At 73.2% G+C, this 16694-nt stretch carries 15 protein-coding genes; 8 read left to right on the forward strand and 7 right to left on the reverse strand.

Features of this window, described 5'->3' with window-relative positions; translation table 11 throughout:
- Window positions 1-114: 114 nt before the first annotated feature.
- The 3 genes from ACZ32T_RS07090 to ACZ32T_RS07100 all read left to right on the forward strand — a co-directional run bounded on the left by ACZ32T_RS07090 (window position 115) and on the right by ACZ32T_RS07100 (window position 6041).
- On the forward strand, window positions 115-1350 hold the full coding sequence (locus ACZ32T_RS07090; RefSeq protein WP_467365782.1) for an ATP-grasp domain-containing protein: 1236 nt from the start codon (window positions 115-117) through the stop codon (window positions 1348-1350).
- A 185-nt stretch (window positions 1351-1535) separates the two neighbouring features.
- A complete protein-coding gene (locus ACZ32T_RS07095; RefSeq protein ID WP_467268222.1) occupies window positions 1536-2684 on the forward strand; it encodes a GNAT family N-acetyltransferase in 1149 nt (382 codons plus the stop codon).
- Between the two features lie 138 nt (window positions 2685-2822).
- The gene (locus ACZ32T_RS07100) at window positions 2823-6041 is read left to right on the forward strand and encodes a tetratricopeptide repeat protein (RefSeq protein ID WP_467268392.1); all 3219 of its coding nucleotides are present in this window, start codon (window positions 2823-2825) and stop codon (window positions 6039-6041) included.
- Here ACZ32T_RS07100 and ACZ32T_RS07105 read toward each other — a convergent pair whose 3' ends face one another.
- Together ACZ32T_RS07105 and ACZ32T_RS07110 are read right to left on the reverse strand one after the other, a co-directional pair.
- Window positions 6042-6959, reverse strand: coding sequence for a CPBP family intramembrane glutamic endopeptidase (locus tag ACZ32T_RS07105; RefSeq protein WP_467268223.1), 918 nt, complete (start codon window positions 6957-6959; stop codon window positions 6042-6044).
- The gene (locus tag ACZ32T_RS07110) at window positions 6956-7195 is read right to left on the reverse strand and encodes a hypothetical protein (protein ID WP_467268225.1); all 240 of its coding nucleotides are present in this window, start codon (window positions 7193-7195) and stop codon (window positions 6956-6958) included. Before ACZ32T_RS07110 ends, ACZ32T_RS07105 begins: the two co-directional genes overlap by 4 nt.
- A gap of 172 nt (window positions 7196-7367) precedes the next feature.
- Here ACZ32T_RS07110 and ACZ32T_RS07115 point away from each other — a divergent pair, with 172 nt between their 5' ends.
- Window positions 7368-8642 (forward strand): sensor histidine kinase, encoded by a 1275-nt coding sequence (locus ACZ32T_RS07115; protein ID WP_467365784.1) that lies wholly within the window; start codon window positions 7368-7370, stop codon window positions 8640-8642.
- The gene (locus ACZ32T_RS07120; protein WP_467268230.1) at window positions 8630-9289 is read left to right on the forward strand and encodes a response regulator; all 660 of its coding nucleotides are present in this window, start codon (window positions 8630-8632) and stop codon (window positions 9287-9289) included. Before ACZ32T_RS07115 ends, ACZ32T_RS07120 begins: the two co-directional genes overlap by 13 nt.
- Window positions 9290-9345: 56 nt before the next feature.
- Here ACZ32T_RS07120 and ACZ32T_RS07125 read toward each other — a convergent pair whose 3' ends face one another.
- Both ACZ32T_RS07125 and mca read right to left on the reverse strand, forming a co-directional pair.
- Entirely contained in the window at window positions 9346-9618 is a 273-nt protein-coding gene (locus ACZ32T_RS07125; protein ID WP_467268232.1) for a hypothetical protein, read from the reverse strand.
- A 1-nt stretch (window position 9619) separates the two neighbouring features.
- Window positions 9620-10501: a mycothiol conjugate amidase Mca gene (mca, locus tag ACZ32T_RS07130; protein ID WP_467268234.1), complete on the reverse strand. Its 882-nt coding sequence runs from the start codon at window positions 10499-10501 to the stop codon at window positions 9620-9622.
- 97 nt (window positions 10502-10598) lie between these two features.
- On the opposite strand from mca, the gene ACZ32T_RS07135 reads away from it, so the two are divergent.
- Window positions 10599-11000 (forward strand): DUF4307 domain-containing protein, encoded by a 402-nt coding sequence (locus ACZ32T_RS07135; protein WP_467365786.1) that lies wholly within the window; start codon window positions 10599-10601, stop codon window positions 10998-11000.
- 191 nt (window positions 11001-11191) lie between these two features.
- Window positions 11192-11689, forward strand: a complete 498-nt coding sequence (greA, locus tag ACZ32T_RS07140) for a transcription elongation factor GreA (protein ID WP_033297886.1) — start codon at window positions 11192-11194, stop codon at window positions 11687-11689.
- A gap of 71 nt (window positions 11690-11760) precedes the next feature.
- On the opposite strand, the gene ACZ32T_RS07145 is transcribed toward greA, so the two are convergent.
- The gene (locus ACZ32T_RS07145) at window positions 11761-12639 is read right to left on the reverse strand and encodes an alpha/beta fold hydrolase (RefSeq protein WP_467268239.1); all 879 of its coding nucleotides are present in this window, start codon (window positions 12637-12639) and stop codon (window positions 11761-11763) included.
- Window positions 12640-12749: 110 nt separating this feature from the next.
- Here ACZ32T_RS07145 and ACZ32T_RS07150 point away from each other — a divergent pair, with 110 nt between their 5' ends.
- Window positions 12750-14747 (forward strand): BTAD domain-containing putative transcriptional regulator, encoded by a 1998-nt coding sequence (locus ACZ32T_RS07150; RefSeq protein ID WP_467365788.1) that lies wholly within the window; start codon window positions 12750-12752, stop codon window positions 14745-14747.
- Here ACZ32T_RS07150 and ACZ32T_RS07155 read toward each other — a convergent pair.
- Complete coding sequence (locus ACZ32T_RS07155) at window positions 14692-15543, reverse strand: ABC transporter permease (RefSeq protein ID WP_467268394.1); 852 nt, start codon at window positions 15541-15543, stop codon at window positions 14692-14694. The genes ACZ32T_RS07150 and ACZ32T_RS07155 overlap by 56 nt on opposite strands.
- 8 nt (window positions 15544-15551) lie before the next feature.
- Window positions 15552-16556 carry an ATP-binding cassette domain-containing protein gene (locus ACZ32T_RS07160; RefSeq protein ID WP_467268243.1) on the reverse strand — a complete coding sequence of 335 codons (1005 nt, stop codon included), beginning with the start codon at window positions 16554-16556 and terminating at the stop codon, window positions 15552-15554.
- Between the last annotated feature and the right edge of the window lie 138 nt (window positions 16557-16694).

Below are 16694 nucleotides of genomic sequence, written 5' to 3' on the forward strand. Positions count from 1 at the left end.
AGGCCGTTGCTCTCGGATTCAGAACACCTTTCGCGGGATCTTACATAGCGAGACGGCCGGGCGGCCGGTGTCGGACATGGTGTACTGCTCCATGTCCGACACCGAGGAGGGGTAGTGTTGAAAGCCGTCCTGATTGTCCTGTCCGCCGGGCAGAGGGAGTACCGGGAATTCGCACTCGCTCGAATCGCCGCCCGCTACCGACTCGTGCTTATCTCCCCCGAGCCCGTGACCTGGGAAATTCCGTACGTCATCGACCATGTCACCGTCGACCCCGCCGACTCGGAGGGGTTCGTCGAAGCGGCGCTCCGCCTCGCCGCCACGTATCCGGTGGCCGGTGTGTTCACGTTCGACGAGTGGTGCGTGGAGAAGGCGGCGCGGATCGGTCAACTGCTCGACGTGCCGCAGTGCAGCCCCGAGGCGGCGGTGCGCTGCCGCGACAAGTGGGCTTCGCGCGAGGCGCTCCGCAACGGGGGCGTACCGTCGGCCGGTTCGGAACTGGTGCTCAGCGCGTCGGAGGCGGAGGCCGCCGCGCGCCGGATCGGGTACCCCGTCGTGGTCAAGCCGCAGGCGATGTCCGCCAGCTTCGGCGTGACCCGGGTCTCCGGCCCCGCGGGCCTGGCGGAGGCCTTCGGCCGGGCGTACGGCAGCAGGCCGAAGCGGGCCTGGGAGCACCATCAGGGCGTGCTGGTCGAAGAGTTCCTCGACGGGGACGAGATCAGCGTGGACAGTGCGGCCGTCGGCGGTCTGATCGACTCCCCGGTCTTCGCGAAGAAGGTGCTCGGCTACCCGCCTTCCTTCGAGGAGGTCGGCCACATCGTGGCGGCCCCCGAGAAGATCACAGCGGATCCCGAGGCCGTGCGGAAGGTCGTCAGGGCCGCACACGAGGCGCTGGACGTCAGCGGCACCGTCACCCACACGGAGCTGCGGCTCACCGCGGAGGGCCCACGGATCATCGAGCTCAACGGCCGGCCCGGGGGCGGCCTGATCGCCGAACTCGCGCTGCTCGCAACCGGTATGGACATCGCGCTGGCCTCCGCCGACGTCGCGGCCGGGCGGGCGCGGCCGCTGGTTCCCGACCGGGACCGTGTCGCCGGGATCCGGTTCTTCTACGCCGACACCCCCGGCGTCATAGAATCCCGCGGCATCGACGACAAGGTGGCCGATGCCCCGTGGCTGGAACGGGTCGAGTGGCTGGCGGGACCCGGCACCGAGGTCCGCCCCGAGCCCGGCAGACGCTGGTTCTCCCGGGTGGGTTTCGCCGTCGTGACCGCCGACTCGGTGCCGGAGTGCGAGGCCAGGATGTCGGAAGCGGCCGAGCACGTCACGCTCCGCATCGCCCCTCAGGTGTGAACCCCGGGCAGTCACCGACCGGCGCTCCACGGTGCGTCCCGCTGGCGCCGGACGACTGATCCGCAGCAGACCGGGGCGGCAGCGCCATGCTGCCCGGAAGGCGACCACCGCGGGCCGAACCCCGGCTCTCACGGGCATCCAGCCATGGACCCCTTTCCGGGGTCCGCGACAGAAAGGGTCCGCCAGTGACCACCACCGGTCCGGCAGCCGTCACTGAACTGAGCGTACCGGCGCCGTTCTTCATCACTTCGGACGCAGATGCCCGGTCGGACCGGTGGCCGCGGGAGGCCGCCGATCCGCGGCACCGGCTGGCCTGGGCCGAGGGCGCGCGCTGGGCGGGCGACGGGATCGGCTTCCTCGGATCACCCGGCGGGCCTGCCGCGTGGCTGCGCCTGACGACGGGGCACAGCGGTTTCGTCCGCATGAACGCCGTCGACGTCTGTGCCGGAACCGGCCGCGACGTGGTCCAGGACCCGGGGGCACTCGAACTCGCACGTACCGAGGCCGGCCGCCAACTGGTGCTGGCCGCGAATGGATACATGTCCCCCCTCGTCACCCGGGGCACGCCGGAGTCCCGGCAGACCGCCCGGTTGTTCGAGGCCGCCGTGCATGCCGCCGAGAGCGACCGGCGGCTGCCGGCCGTGCTCCACTGCCCGCAGGACGACCCGCTGACAGCGGCCGCCCGTGCGCACGGCTTCGTGAGCGGCGTGACCGACCTCTACCCGGTCATCCGGCTCCCCGGAAGCGGCATCAACGACTATGTCGCCGCCCTCCCCACACAGCGTCGGTCCGGGGTCCGCCGGGAGCTCAAGGCCCGCTCCCGCGGCGACTGCCGGTTGCTCCAGGGCGACGAGGCCGGCCGGCGCATCGACGAGGCGGCACAGCTGGTCTCCGTGGCCTACGCGGCGCGCGGTCAGCGCATGGAGGCCGAGAAGGTCGCTTCGATCTTCAGGCGGCTGCACGGCACGTTCGGCGACGACTTCCTCCTGAGCATGGTGTCCGTGGCCGGCCGGCCTGTGGCCACCGCCTGCCTGGTGGCCGGGCACGGTGCCCTGCTCCTGTATTTCGTCGGTCTGGATCCGGAGTACGCGCGTGAGGTCGCGGGGTACTTCAACGCCGCCTACTACCTGCCGATGGAATACGCCTACGAACGCGGGATCTCCCGGCTCCTCCTGGGTCCCGGGACCCTGGAGTCCAAGCGCCGCCGCGGCGCGCGGTTCGAGCCGCTCGTCTCGGCAGTGCCCGCACAGAGCCCGCTGGCCCCCCTGTTGGCCGTCACGGACGCCGAGCTCACCGCACGCATCGCCGCGTTGAACGGCGGCGCGACGGCGTAGGGCGCGGGGTGGCCCCCGCCGGCGGACAGTCTCGCGGACTCCCTGTCGCCGGGGCGCCGGACCGAGGACACTGGAAGGCCGACGCGGCGGGTCCCGCCGCACCCTGGCCAGGGTCGGGAACGAGGGGGACGCATGGGGATGCGGGACAGCCACCGGGCGGAAGCCGAAAGGCTGTTGGTACGTGCCGTGGAGGAAGAGGCACGTCGGACAGGCGGCCGGACGGACTCGGGCGCGCTGCTGGCCCGTGCGCGCGGCGCGCTCGACACCATGGCGGCGGGCGCGGCCGAGGAGTACGCCGCCTACACCCGGGCGCTGGACGCGGCGGGCGCCGGTCAGCAGCCGCTGTCCGCGCGGTTCAGCAGAGCGACGCTGGGAACACCGCTGCTGGTGACCGGTGTTGCCGCCGCGGCGGCCTTCGGCGCGGATCTGGCGCTGGGCACCGCGACCGGTCTCGCCCTGGGCGCGGGCGCGGTCGTCGCCGCCGCAGGGACGACGGTCACGGTGGCGCGGGTGACCGCCTCGCACTGGCCGGCCGCCCACCGCCGTGCGGGCGAACGCAACCAGCCCGGCGGCCCCGAGCAGCTGCGCCTGGAGTGGCTGACGGCCCTGGAGGTACGGGGCATCCGCCCGTACCTCGACCAGCAGCGGATGCTGACGGCCTCCGCCCGGCCGCCGAAGAAGGCGGGCGCCTCGGTGGTGGCGCAGCTGCGCGGCGGTGACCGCAGCGCGGCCGCGCGCGCCCGGTCGGTCCTGGAGCAGTCCTTCGGTCATCTGCCCGCCGCACAGGGCCCGTTCGCGGGCCGCCGCGGTGAACTGGCGCAGATCGCACAGTGGGTGCACGCGGCCCGTGCCGCGACCGAGACCAGGCCGACCGTCGTCGTCCTGCACGGCGCCCCGGGCTCCGGGCGCACCACACTCGCCGTACGGGCCGCGCACGCGCTCAAGGACCAGTTCCGCGGGGCGTGCGTGGTCGATCTGCGGGGTGATGTCTCCGGCGAGACCCCGCTGCCGACCCGGGACGCCCTGCTGCACCTGCTCAACCGGCTGGGCGCGCCGCGCGAGCAGCTGCTCTTCCGGGAGAGGTCCTCCGCCGAGCAGCAGGTGCGACGGCTGAGCGAGCTCTACCACCAGCACCTGACGGGCACTGCGGTCACGATCGTCCTGGACGACGCCACGGACGCCGCCCAGGTCCGCACGCTCGTCCCCGAGCGCTCCGACAGCCTGGTCCTCGTGACGGCCCGCGAGCCGCTCGCCCTGCCCGACGACATCCCGGCCCGGGTGTACCACCTGCCCGTCGGCGGTCTGGAGGCGGCGGGCGCCGAGGAGCTGCTGCGGGAGTCGGCCCTCGACGAGGAGGCCGGCCCGTACGACTACCCGTCGACCGAGACCGTCGTCGGGCTGTGCGGCGGGCTGCCGCTCGCCCTCCGTGTCGCCGGATCGGCTCTCGGCGCGCGCAACCGGGCCGAGCTCGCCGAGGCCCTCGGGGCGTACGGTCCGGTCGCGCCCGTCGAGCGGGCCCTGTGGCTGCGCTACACCGACCAGTCCGAGGCCGGCCGCCGGCTGCTGCGGCGGCTCGCCCTCGCCGGGCGGGCCAGCCTCGGGGCCGCCGCGGCGGCGTCGCTGCTGTCCTCGGACGAACAGGAGGCCGGGCGGCTGCTGGAGACCCTGGCGGGAGCCGGGCTCCTGGTGCATGTGCGGGGCGCCCGCTACCGGCTGCACGACCTCGTACGGGACTTCGCCCTGGCCAGGCTGCTGGACGAGGAGCCGGCGGCCGACCGTACGGCCGCGCAGGAACGCCTGATCCAGAACTACGCGGAGCTCGCGGACGCGGTGATCCGCATGGTCGACGGCAAGATGTCCACCCGTGCGGGGCAGTTCGGCTCGCACGGCTTCAGCTCGCTGGACGCCGCCCTGCGCTGGCTGGACGACGAGTCGAGCTTCATCACCTCGGCGCTGCGGCACGCCGAGGGCGTCGACCAGGCGGCGGTGCTCCATCTGCTGGGCGCCCTGTGCGACTACTGCCTGCTGCGCGGTGACCTCTACCGGCTCGGTGAGATCAGCGAGCTGACCCAGGCCGTCGACCAGGGGCTCCTGGAGCGGTCGGTGCAGTGGCGTACGGGGATCGCGGCCCGGCAGCTCGGTGAGCTCGACAAGGCCCGTACGACGCTGTCCTCCGTCGTCGGGCTCTACCGCGAGGCGCAGAACGACGCGGGCGCCGCCCTCGCCCTCTGCTCGCTGGGCATCACCCTGCACCACCAGGGCAATCTGTCGGAGGCGTCGGCCCGGCTGCGGGAGGCGATCGCGCTGCAGGCCTCGGAGGAGCAGGCCGAGGACCGGGCCTGGTCGCTGCACGCCCTGGCTGCCGTCGAACGCGACCGGGCGAATCTGTCCGAGGCCCTGACCCTGCTGGACACCGCGCTGGCCCTGCACCGCGAGGGCGAGTCCCTGCACGGCGAGGCGTGGTCGCACTTCCAGCTCGGCCAGGTCTGTCTGCGCCTCGGCGAGGTGTCCCGGGCCGAGGAGGAGCTGGCCGCCGCCCTGGACCTGTACGGGCGCACCCGGGACGAGCGCGGGGAGGCCTGGGCCCTGACCCAGCTGGCCCGCGCCCGGCTGCTCGACGGCGACCCCGCGACCGCGGTGGAGCAGCTGCGCGAGGCCCTCGCCCGGCACCGGGGCAACGAGGACGCGCGGGGCGAGGCGTGGACGCGGTACTACCTCGGGCAGGCGCTGGAGGAGGACGGCGACACCGACCAGGCGGTACGGGAGCTGGAGCGGTCCCGCACGATGTTCTCCCGGATGCGGGACGTGTACGGGCTGGCGTGCGCCCGCCACCACTCGGGGCGTGTCACCCGTGACCAGCGGGCCGCGCAGACGGGCAACCTGCGCAACTCGGGCTTCGCCCGGCAGCTCCTGGTGGACGCCCGTGCGGATTTCCGGCGGATCGGGGTCGCCCACGGCGAGGCATGGACGTGCCTGGAGCTGGCGCTGGTCGACGGCGGGAACAACCGGGCGGCGCAGGCCCTGGAGCTCTGCGGCGAGGCGATCACGCTGTTCGCCTCGTACGGCGACGCCCGCGGCGGTGACTGGGCGGCGTTCCTGCGGTGCACGCTGCTGCCGTACGCCTCACCGGGCGGCAGTGAGGTGGGCACGGCGGTGGCCCAGCAGGAACTCGCGGACCTGCTGGACGCCTCGCACCCGCTGCGGGACGCCAAGCTGGAGGACTGTGCGGAGGCTTTCCGGGTCGTCCTGAACCGCGGGGTGGACCTGGACGGCGGCTGGCAGGCCTGGCGCCTGGGCCTGACGCCGTCCCGGCACGCCCGCGAGGTGATGGGGGTGCCGGTGGGCATACGGCCCTAGCTAGGGCCTGTCCGGCGGAAGTCCGAGCCTGCCGCGGGTGGCGACGAGCAGGACGGCCGCCACGACGGTGGAGCTGACCAGGAAGGCGTGGGTCGCGTACGAGTCGCCCAGGGTCGGGAAGACGTCCGAGTAGGCGACGGAGAAGAAGTTGTTCACGCCGGTGTGCAGCAGCATGGCCAGCAGCAGGCTCTGCCGGGTGTGGTTGAAGAGCCACGTCATGACGAAGCTGAAGGCGATCGTGGTGGCCACGAATTCGAACGGGGTGTACCAGAGGACGGTGCCGCCCCAGTCGGTGAGGAACAGCGGGAGGTGCCAGACACCCCACAGCGGGCCGAGGATCAGCGTGCCGACGACCGGCCCGTACGCGTTCTGGAGCCGGGGCATCGCGAAGTCGCGCCAGCCCGGCTCCTCGGCGATGCCGGTGGTGAGCATCTGCAGGAGCAGCCCGGGCAGGAACGCGGCGAGCACCATGGCGCTCGGCATGACGGGGCTCCGGCCGCCCAGCGCGTACAGGGTGAGCACGAGCACGAGGGGGACGGCGACGATGACGCCGGCCCACCAGCGCCAGCTGACCCGCCAGGCGGTCATCCGGCCCACCCAGGCGCGGAGCCCCGGGCGTCCCTCGGTGACGACCGTGACGAGGAACGCCGACAGGATCGGGCCGAGGTAGGCGCCGGGAAGGACCCCCAGCAGCTGGCTGCCGCCGGTGTCGCCCCCGGGGAAGGTGAAGTCGAGGACGCCCTGGCCGTTCCCGGACAGGATGTACGGCACCCAGGCCACCCAGCTCATCAGGAAGGCGAGCGAGAAGAACCAGACCAGGGGCCTGCGGCGGATACTCCCCCGCACGCCGCCGCCCGGTGGGGGCGCGACGTCGGCGGGCGGCGGAGGGCTGGTGCCGAGCTGCTGCTGGACGGTCACAGGGCGGCCCTCGCGGCCCTCTCGGCGGACACGGTCCGACGGTGGTGCACGACGAGGCCGACGCCGCAGGCGAGCGTGGCGAGCCCGAAGACGAGGGAGACGACGACCGCGGCCCCGCCCATCATCGAGGTGACCGCGTTGCAGGCGGCGAAGACCAGGAGCAGCGCCCACAGCACGGGGCGCAGCGCGCCACGGGAGGGGCTCGCCGCCGTGCGGCCGGGAAGGGGATCGGTCATGGTCTTCTCCTTGTCCGAGGGGGAGTTGGGCACGGACAGGACGCTACGGACGCCGCGTGCGGCGGACGATCCGGCCAGGGGGAGGGCGGGGGTACAGCAGGCTGTACCGAAGTTCCCCGGCCCTCCCCCGCCCCGCGCCGGGTGCCATAGTGGCGTCGCACTGGAGGTGGGGATGCCCGCACACGACACGTCACCGGTGGCCGGTCCGCGACCGGCCCGCCCCTGGGACGTCCTCGCACGGGCCCGTACCGCGCTGGACTCCTTCGAGCACCTCGTCGGCGGCATCGGCACGGCGATCCTCGCTCTGGTCATGCTGCTGTGGCTGGTGTTCACCGCGGTGGCCTGCCTGTTCGGCGTCGGGCTGCTCCTGGTGCCCGGCACCCTGCGGGCACTGCGCGCCGTCGCCGGCCGCGAGCGTGCGCGGCTGTCCCGGTGGGGCCCCGAGATCATCGGCCGTGGGCCCGGGCCCACCCGGCTGCGCGAGGCGCTCACCGACCCGGCCACCCGCCGCGAGGTGGGCTGGGTCGCCTCCCACGCGGTCCTGGGGACGGCCCTGGGCCTGGTCGGGATGACGCTCCCCCTCACCTCGGTGACCGACGCGTCGTTCCCGCTGTGGTGGCGTCTCGTCCCGCCGGCGGAGGCCACCGGCTCGATCGGCCTGTGGACGGTGCGCGACTGGCCGGGTGCCTTCGCCGTGAGTCTGCTCGGCGTCGGCTGGCTGGCCGTCACCCTGGCCGTCGTACCGGGTATGGCGTGGCTCCAGGGATGGCCGGGGCGGCGGTTGCTCGCCCCTCCGCCCGGCACGGACCTCGTGATGCGTGTCGCCCAGCTCACCTCGACGCGCGCGGCCGCCCTGGACGCGCACGCCGCCGAGCTCCGGCGGATCGAGCGGGCGCTGCACGACGGCGCCCAGAACCGTCTGGTCGCCGTCACCGTGCTGCTCGGGGCGTCCCGCCGGGCGGTGGCCCGTGACCCGGCCGGCGCCGACGCCCTCCTGGAACGTGCGCAGGGCGCCGCCGAGCAGGCACTGGCGGAGCTGCGTGCCGTGGTGCGCGCCATCCTGCCGCCGGTGCTGGCCGACCGGAGCCTCGGCGACGCGCTCACGGGTCTGGCGGCCAACTGCCCGGTGCCCTGCCGGGTCGAGGCCGACGTGCACGGGCGCTTCGCCGCGTCCGTCGAGGCGACCGCCTACTTCGTGGTGGCGGAGACGCTGACCAACGTCGCCAAGCACAGCGGGGCGGCGCACGCCACCGTCGCGGTCCGCCACGACGACGGCCGGCTGCGGGTCCGGGTCACCGACGACGGGCGCGGCGGGGCGGACGAACACGGCGGGTCCGGCCTGGCCGGCATCCGCAAGCGCGTCGAGGCACTCGACGGCGTATTCACTCTGGCCAGCCCACCGGGCGGGCCCACGACACTGGAGGCCGAACTGCCGTGCGGATCGTGATCGCGGAGGATGATCCGCTGCTGAGGGAAGGACTCGCGCTGCTGCTGCGCGCGGAGGGGCTCGACGTCGTGGCGACCACGGGTGGCCCCGGCACCTTCCTGGACGCGGTGGACGAGCACCGGCCCGACGTGGCGATCGTCGACGTGCGGATGCCGCCGACGCACACCGACGAGGGGATCAGGGCGGCCGTGGAGGCAAGGCGCCGCCAACCGGGTCTGCCGGTCCTCGTACTCTCCGCCTACGTCGAGCAGGCCTTCGCCACGGACCTGCTCGCCGAGGGCAGCGCGGGGCTCGGCTACCTGCTCAAGGAGCGGGTCGGCCGGGTCGAGGAGTTCCTGACCGCGCTGGAGCGCGTCGCCGCCGGCGGGACGGCCATCGACCCGGAGGTCGTCGCGCAGCTCTTCGCACGCACCCGCCCCGACGCCCACCTGGACCGGCTGAGCCCGCGCGAGCGCGATGTGCTGGCACTGATGGCGGAGGGCCTGGGCAACACGGCGATAGCCGCACGTCTCTTCGTCACGGACGGCGCCGTCCACAAGCACATCCGGAGCATCTTCGCCAAGCTGGACCTGGCGCCGACGGACCGTACGGACCGCCGGGTCGCGGCCGTGCTGCGCCATCTCGACGACGCGCGCCGCCGGGCCTGAGCCCGCCGGGCACGGCCACCTCCGTCCCGCCCCGCGGGGGAAGTGGCCGAGCGGCGTCAGCCCTTGCCCGGAGCGGCCGCCTTCGTCCCCGCGGCGGAGGCGCCCGCCTTCTCCGCGCCTTCGGTGCCCGCGGGCTCCGCCGCCGGGTCGGGGGCCTCCTCGAAGTCGACCTTGCCCATGTGGCGGTTCATCGACTTCATCAGGAGCCACACCCCGACGGCGAGCGCCGCGAAGACGAGGAAGCCGAGAACGCCGGGAGTCACCTTGTTCTTGTCGAGCTCGTCGGCGGCGAGCGGAACGAGCTGCGTCAGTGCCTGGGTCGCGTACATATCAGGCATTGTCGCGGATGCCCGCGAAGAGGTCGCTCTCGGGGAGGGAGGTATCGACCAGAGACTTGGCGAGCTCGTACTCCTCGGTCGGCCAGACCTCCCGCTGGACGTCCATCGGGACGCGGAACCAGCCGCCGTCCGGATCGATCTGCGTCGCGTGCGCGATCAGTGCCTTGTCGCGGATCTCGAAGAAGTCGTCGCACGGGATGTGCGTGGTCAGCGTGCGTTCGGCGCGCTCGAACTCCTTCCAGCGCTCCAGCCAGTCGCCGTACGGGGACTCCAGCCCGCGGGCGAGCAGGGCCTCGTGCAGGGCGAGCGTGCGCGGCTTGTTGAAGCCCTGGTTGTAGTAGAGCTTCTGCGGCTGCCAGGCCGGGCCGAACTCCGCCTCGGGGAACCTCTCGGTGTCCGCCGACGCCTCGAACGCGATCATCGAGATCGTGTGGGTCTTGATGTGGTCGGGGTGCGGGTACCCGCCGTTCTCGTCGTAGGTGGTGATCACCTGCGGCCGGAACGCGCGGATCTTCGCGACGAGACGCCCCGCCGCCGTCTCGTCGTCCTCCAGTGCGAAGCAGCCCTCGGGCAGCGGGGGCAGCGGGTCGCCCTCGGGCAGACCCGAGTCGACGAAGCCCAGCCACTCCTGCTTGACGCCCAGGATCTCCCGGGCCTCGTCCATCTCCTTCTTGCGCACCTCGTGGATGTTCGCCTCGATGTACGCGTCCCCCTGGAGCTTCGGGTTGAGGATGGATCCCCGCTCGCCCCCTGTGCAGGTGACGACCAGGACGTCCACCCCCTCGGACACGTACTTGGCCATGGTGGCCGCGCCCTTGCTCGACTCGTCGTCGGGGTGGGCGTGCACGGCCATCAGTCTCAGCTGCTCGGTCAAGACTCGGTCCTCAGTGATTGGTCGCGGTGGTCGGCTTCTATAGTGACTGAACCGGGGGGTGGAAAATTCCTCGATCCCCGGCACGGGAGGGACGATCATGGCAGCGGTACGCGAGGCCTTGCCCGAGGGGCGTTACGGCCGGTCGCAGGATCAGCGCGCGGACCGCAAGCTGAGGATCACCGGCTCCGTGCTGGGCGTGCTCTTCCTCGCCATGATCGGCTGGTTCGGTTACGACTACGTGGCCGGTCAGGACGTCAGCGCCGAACTCATCAAGTCCAAGATCGTCTCGGACGGCCGTGCCGAGGCCCATCTGGAGGTCCGCAAGGAGCGGGACGCCGACGGGCACTGCACGCTCCGCGCCCTGAGCGAGGACGGCGGCGAGGTCGGCCGGGCGGACTTCCGGTTCGACGAGCGCTCGGAGCGGATCGACCAGGTCGTCTCCCTGCGCACCACCTCCAGGGCGACGGCGGTGGAACTGAAGGGGTGCGCCGCCGGCTGACCGCGCCCCGGGGCGCGCGCCGCCCCTGATGCCCGCGCTCCGGTGCTGACCTGCGTGGATGGGCGTGTGACGTTTTACCTTCTCCCCCTTTTCGCGCGGAATTGTTAGGCTCGTTGTTTCGCCCACCCGTGGCAGCGCATGCTTGGGGTAGGGCGTTGCTTTGTATTCCCAGCACCGACGAGGAGCACCCTGTGACCCAGACCAGCGATAACGTCACCTGGCTCACGCCGGAGGCGTACAACCAGCTGAAGGCGGAGCTGGAGTACCTGTCTGGTCCCGCGCGCACGGAGATCTCCGTCAAGATCGCGGCGGCCCGCGAGGAGGGTGACCTCCGCGAGAACGGCGGGTACCACGCGGCCAAGGAGGAGCAGGGCAAGATGGAGCTCCGGGTCCGTCAGCTGACCCAGCTCCTGGAGCACGCGAAGGTCGGCGAAGCCCCCGCCGACGACGGCGTGGTCGAGCCCGGCATGGTCGTGACCATCGCCTTCGACGGCGACCCCGACGACACGGTCACCTTCCTGCTCGCCTCCCGTGAGTACGCGAGCACCGACATCGAGACCTACTCCCCGCAGTCCCCGCTCGGCACGGGCGTGAACGGCAAGCGGGTGGGCGACGACGCGGAGTACGAGCTCCCGAACGGCAAGAAGGCCACCGTGAAGATCGTCTCGGCGAAGCCCTACCAGGGCTGACCCGCCCCACACGTACGGAGCCCCGGCCGCGGGTGCGGCCGGGGCTCCGTCGTGCCCGGGGGCCGAGGGGATCAGCGGGCCAGCAGTTCCCGCACCGCCGCGGCGATCTCGTCGGGTGCCTCCTCGGCCATGAAGTGCCCCGCCCGGGTCAGCCGGTGGTCGAGATCGGGCGCCCAGACCTTCCACACCCCGGCGGCGTCGTAGCCCAGCCGCGTGCCCCAGTCCTGCTGGATGACGGTCACGGGCATGGCCAGCTGCGACCCGGCGTCCAGATCGGCCTGGTCGTGGGTGACGTCGATGTCCGCGGAGGCCCGGTAGTCGGCGACGATCGACGTCACCGCCGCGGCGCTCGCCCGCAGGTACTCGGCTCGCACCTCCGGCGGCAGGGCGGCCGGGTCGGCGGCCCAGGCGTCCAGGAACGAGCCGAAGAACGCGTCCGCGCTGTTGGCGATCATCGTCTCCGGCAGACCGGGCGGCTGCGCCATCAGGAAGAGGTGGTACCCGACCGCGGCCGGGACGCCGTGCAGGACGTTCCACATGTCGAGCGTCGGCACGACATCCAGGATGCCCAGGTGTGTGACGGTCTCGGGGTGGTCCAGGCCCGCACGGAAGGCGACCAGGGCACCCCGGTCGTGGCCGACGAGAGCGAAGCGCTCGTGGCCGAGCGCCGCCGCCAGGGCGACGACGTCGGCGGCCATGGCGCGTTTGGCGTAGACGTCGGGGCCGGTGGCCTCCGGCTTGTCGCTGGCGCCGTAGCCCCGAAGGTCGGGGCAGATCACGGTGTGCTCGCCGGCGAGCCGCTCGGCGACGTGCCGCCACATCAGGTGGGTCTGGGGGAAGCCGTGCAGCAGCACGACCGGGGTGCCGCTGCCGCCGACCGCGGCGGCCAGCTCCACCCCGTCCGCACCGGGGAGGCGGATGTGGTCGAAGCCGGGAAGGGTGAGCGTCATGAGGGACCGTCCTGTCGGGTCGGGGGCTGATGCGGCCACCGTGGGCGACAGCGATCAGCAGCCGATCAGTACGGTTGGGCGCCGCCGCCGCCGGCACGGAGGATGGGTGCATGCGAATCGACGCGCTCGGTGCCGTGCGGGCCTTCCACGACGACGGGAGCCCGGTCGCCCTGGGCGGGCCCCGCCATCGTGAGGTGCTCGCCCGGCTCGTGGCGGCCGAGGGACGGATGGTCACCACCGACACCCTGGTCGACGATCTGTGGACCGATCCGCCGGCCCGCGCCGTGGGCGCCCTGCGTACGTTCGTCGCCGCGCTCCGCCGCGCCGTCGAACCCGACCGGCCGCCCCGCGAGCCCCCACGCCTGCTCGTCACCGAGGGCCCCGGCTACGCGCTGCGTCTGCCGCGCGAGGACGTGGACGTCCACCGGTTCGAGGACACCCTGGCCCGCGCCCGGCACAGCCCCGGTGAGGTGACGGGCCTCGGCGCGGCGCTCGCGGCCTGGCGTGGTCCCGCCTACGCCGATGTGACGGGCTCCCTGTGGGCGCAGCGCGAACGGGCCCGGCTGGAGGAGCTGCGGCTGGAGGGCGTGGAGCTGCGTGCCCGCGTCCTTCTCGGCTCCGGGGAGGGGGCCGCCCTCGTCGCCGAACTGGGCGCCCATGCCGCCGCGCATCCGTGGCGCGAGCCGGCCTGGGAACTGCTCGCCCGGGCGCTCCACCGGGCGGGCCGCCAGGCCGACGCGCTCGCCACCCTGCGTCGCGCCCGTGCCATGCTCGTCGGTCAGCTCGGGCTCGACCCCGGCGCCGGCCTCCGGCGGCTGGAGGCGGACATCCTCAACGGGCACGAGCCCTCGGACGCCGCGCCTGCCCCGTGGACCGGCCACGGGGTCCGGCTCGGCCCGCGCACCACCGTGGACCTGGCACGCACCCTCGCACTGGCGGGCGGTGACGCCCTCGTCCACTCGCGGCGCGACCGCCTCGCCGCCGTCCGCGCGGCGGAACGCACCGGGGACCTCGCCCTGACCGCCCGGATCATCGGCGCCTACGACGTGCCCGCCGTCTGGAGCCGGGCCGACGACCCCGAGCAGTCCCGCGCCGTCGTCGCGGCCGCCGAGCGCACGCTCGCCGCGCTCGGCCCCGACGGCCCCGCCGACCTCCTCGCCCGTCTCCTGGCCACGATCGCCGTCGAGAGCCGCAGCGCCGGTCTGTCCCGGTCCGAGCTGGAGCGCGCCCGGCAGGCGGCACGGCGGGCCGGGACGCTGGCACGGGAGCAGGCCGATCCCGCCCTGCTGGCGTTCGCCCTCAACGGAGTGTTCCTGCAGTCCTTCACCCGCCCCGGGCTCGCTCCCGTGCGGGACCGGACCGGCGCCGAGATCCTCGCCCTGGCCACCCGCCACGGTCTGCCGGACTTCGCCGTGCTCGGCCGGCTCGTCCGCCTGCAGTCCGCCTCGGCCCTCGGTGACCTCGACGCCGCGGCCGCGCACGCCGACGCGGCCGAACAGCTCGCCGCCACGACCGAGGCGCACCTCGTCCCCGTCCTCACCGGATGGTTCCGGGCCCGGGTCACGGCCGCCCGCAGTGCCGGACCCGGCGGCCCGACCGCCGCCGAGGCCGCGGAGCACTACCGCGCCGCGGAGGACGCCCTGCGGACGGCCGGTATGCCGGGGCTGCACCGCGGTCTGTTCCCGCTCGCGCTCCTGGGGCTGCGCCTGCTGCACGACCGGCCCGCGCCCACCGACGGGAGCCTCGACTGGGGCCCGTACGCACCTTGGGCGCGCCCTCTCGTCCTGCTCGCCCGGGACCGGCCCGAGGAGGCCCGGAGGGCCCTCGACGCGGTGCCCGAGCCCCCGCCCGACCACATGCAGGAGGCGCTGTGGTGTCTGACCGCCCACGCCGCCGCCCTCCTCGGCGAGCGCGGGACCGCCGCACGCGCGGCGACCGCACTGCGCGACGCCCGTGACGAGGACGCCGGCGGCGCGAGCGGGATGCTGACCCTGGGCCCGGTGGCGCGCTACCTGGCGGAGGCGGAGGCCTGCGCCGGGCAGCGCGCGGCCGTCAGACGGCCGCCTGGCGGTACTTACGGACCGCCAGGGTCCGGAAGACCAGGATGATCAGGACCGACCAGATGACCGAGGCCCAGATGGGGTGCTCCATCGGCCACGCACCGGTGACCGAAGTCGGCACGCCCGGCATCGTGTTCCCGAAGAGTTCACGGGCGCCGGCCACCGTGGCGCTGAAGGGGTTCCACTCGGCCACGTGCTGGAGGAACGTCGGCATGCCGGTGACCGGCACGAAGGCGTTCGAGATGAACGTCAGGGGGAACAGCCAGATCAGCCCGCCGGAGGTGGCCGCCTCCGGGGTCCGCACGGTCAGGCCGATCAGGGCTCCGATCCACGAGAACGCGTAGCCGAGCAGGAGCAGGAGCAGGAAGCCGCAGAGCACCTTGCCGATGTTCTCGTGGGTACGCCAGCCGACGATCAGGGCGACCCCGGCGAGCACCACGAGGGTGAGGGTGGTCTGGACGAGGTCGGCGAGGGTCCGCCCGGTGAGGACGGCGCCCCGCGCCATGGGCAGCGACCTGAAGCGGTCGATCAGCCCCTTGTGCATGTCGTCCGCGATACCCGCACCGGCGCCCGCCGTGGCGAAGGTGACGGTCTGCGCGAAGATCCCGGCCATCAGGAACTCCTTGTACAGCTGCGGGTCGGTGGAGCCGCCGATGCTGATCGAGCCGCCGAAGACGTACGTGAACAGCACCACGAACATGACCGGCTGGATGACCCCGAAGAGCAGCATCTCCGGAATCCGGCTCATCCGGATCAGGTTGCGGCGGGTGATCACCAGGGAGTCGGCCACCGAGCGGCTGAGCGCCCCGCGCGACTTGAGCGGTGCCGGGTTCTTCGCGTCCATGACGGCGCTCACTGCCCGTCCTCCTTCCGGCCCTCTGCGGCCTCGGTCGAAGTGTTCTCGCCGTTCTGCTCCAGCTGGGCCGTGTGGCCGGTGAGCGAGATGAAGACGTCGTCGAGGGTGGGGCGGCGCAGCCCGATGTCGTCGATCTCCACGCCCCGGGCGTCGAGGTCGCGGATGACCTCGGCGAGCAGCTTGGCCCCGCCGGTGACCGGGACGGTCAGCTTGCGGGTGTGTTCGGCGACGGAGATCTCGCCCTTGCCGTACGCGGCGAGCACCGAGCGGGCGGGCCCGATCTGGTCGGGCTGGTGCACGACGACCTCGACGCGCTCGCCGCCCGTTCGGGCCTTGAGCTGGTCGGAGGTGCCGCGGGCGATGACCTTGCCGTGGTCGATGACGCAGATGTCGTGGGCGAGGTGGTCGGCCTCCTCCAGGTACTGCGTGGTCAGCAGCAGCGTCGTACCGCCGGCGACGAGCTCCTCGATGACCTCCCACAGCTGCTGCCGGTTCCGCGGGTCGAGCCCGGTGGTGGGCTCGTCCATGAACATCACCGGCGGCGAGACGACGAGCGCCGCCGCCAGGTCGAGGCGCCGGCGCATGCCTCCGGAGTACGTCTTCGCGGTGCGGTCGGCCGCGTCGGCGAGGTTGAACCTCTCCAGGAGCTCGCCGGCCCGCCTCTTCGCGTCCCGGGCGCTCATCTGGTAGAGCTGCCCGACCATCCGGAGGTTCTCGCGGCCCGTGAGGTATTCGTCGACGGCCGCGAACTGGCCGGAGAGGCCGATCGAGCGGCGCACCGCGTCAGGGTGCTTCAGGACGTCGATGCCCGCCACGACAGCCTGCCCGCTGTCCGGCTGGAGCAGGGTGGTCAGGACGCGTACGGCGGTGGTCTTGCCCGCGCCGTTGGGACCCAGCAGCCCGAGGACGGTGCCCTCGGGTACGTCGAGGTCGACGCCGTCCAGTGCTCGTACATCGCCGAAGGTCTTCACCAGGCCTTCGGCGTAAATGGCGCCTGGCATACGAAATTCCCCCAGTTGCTTCCGCGTGCGTTCCTGAACGGATCGTAGGGTTCCCGGTCCCTCCGGGCCGGGAACACCGGATTGTTCGGCGATGCACGGTATCGCGATATATCGCGATGGGCAACGGGTTTACGGGAA

It is taken from the genome of Streptomyces sp. NPDC023573 (assembly GCF_055559735.1).

What these genes read in the sequence shown, in the direction of transcription:
- ACZ32T_RS07100 (WP_467268392.1), top strand. Translation starts at nt 2,823, where the DNA reads ATGCGGGACAGCCACCGGGCGGAAGCCGAAAGGCTGTTGGTACGTGCC.
- ACZ32T_RS07110 (WP_467268225.1), bottom strand. Translation starts at nt 7,195, where the DNA reads ATGACCGATCCCCTTCCCGGCCGCACGGCGGCGAGCCCCTCCCGTGGC.
- ACZ32T_RS07115 (WP_467365784.1), top strand. Translation starts at nt 7,368, where the DNA reads ATGCCCGCACACGACACGTCACCGGTGGCCGGTCCGCGACCGGCCCGC.
- ACZ32T_RS07125 (WP_467268232.1), bottom strand. Translation starts at nt 9,618, where the DNA reads ATGTACGCGACCCAGGCACTGACGCAGCTCGTTCCGCTCGCCGCCGAC.
- ACZ32T_RS07135 (WP_467365786.1), top strand. Translation starts at nt 10,599, where the DNA reads ATGGCAGCGGTACGCGAGGCCTTGCCCGAGGGGCGTTACGGCCGGTCG.
- ACZ32T_RS07145 (WP_467268239.1), bottom strand. Translation starts at nt 12,639, where the DNA reads ATGACGCTCACCCTTCCCGGCTTCGACCACATCCGCCTCCCCGGTGCG.
- ACZ32T_RS07150 (WP_467365788.1), top strand. Translation starts at nt 12,750, where the DNA reads ATGCGAATCGACGCGCTCGGTGCCGTGCGGGCCTTCCACGACGACGGG.
- ACZ32T_RS07155 (WP_467268394.1), bottom strand. Translation starts at nt 15,543, where the DNA reads ATGGACGCGAAGAACCCGGCACCGCTCAAGTCGCGCGGGGCGCTCAGC.
- ACZ32T_RS07160 (WP_467268243.1), bottom strand. Translation starts at nt 16,556, where the DNA reads ATGCCAGGCGCCATTTACGCCGAAGGCCTGGTGAAGACCTTCGGCGAT.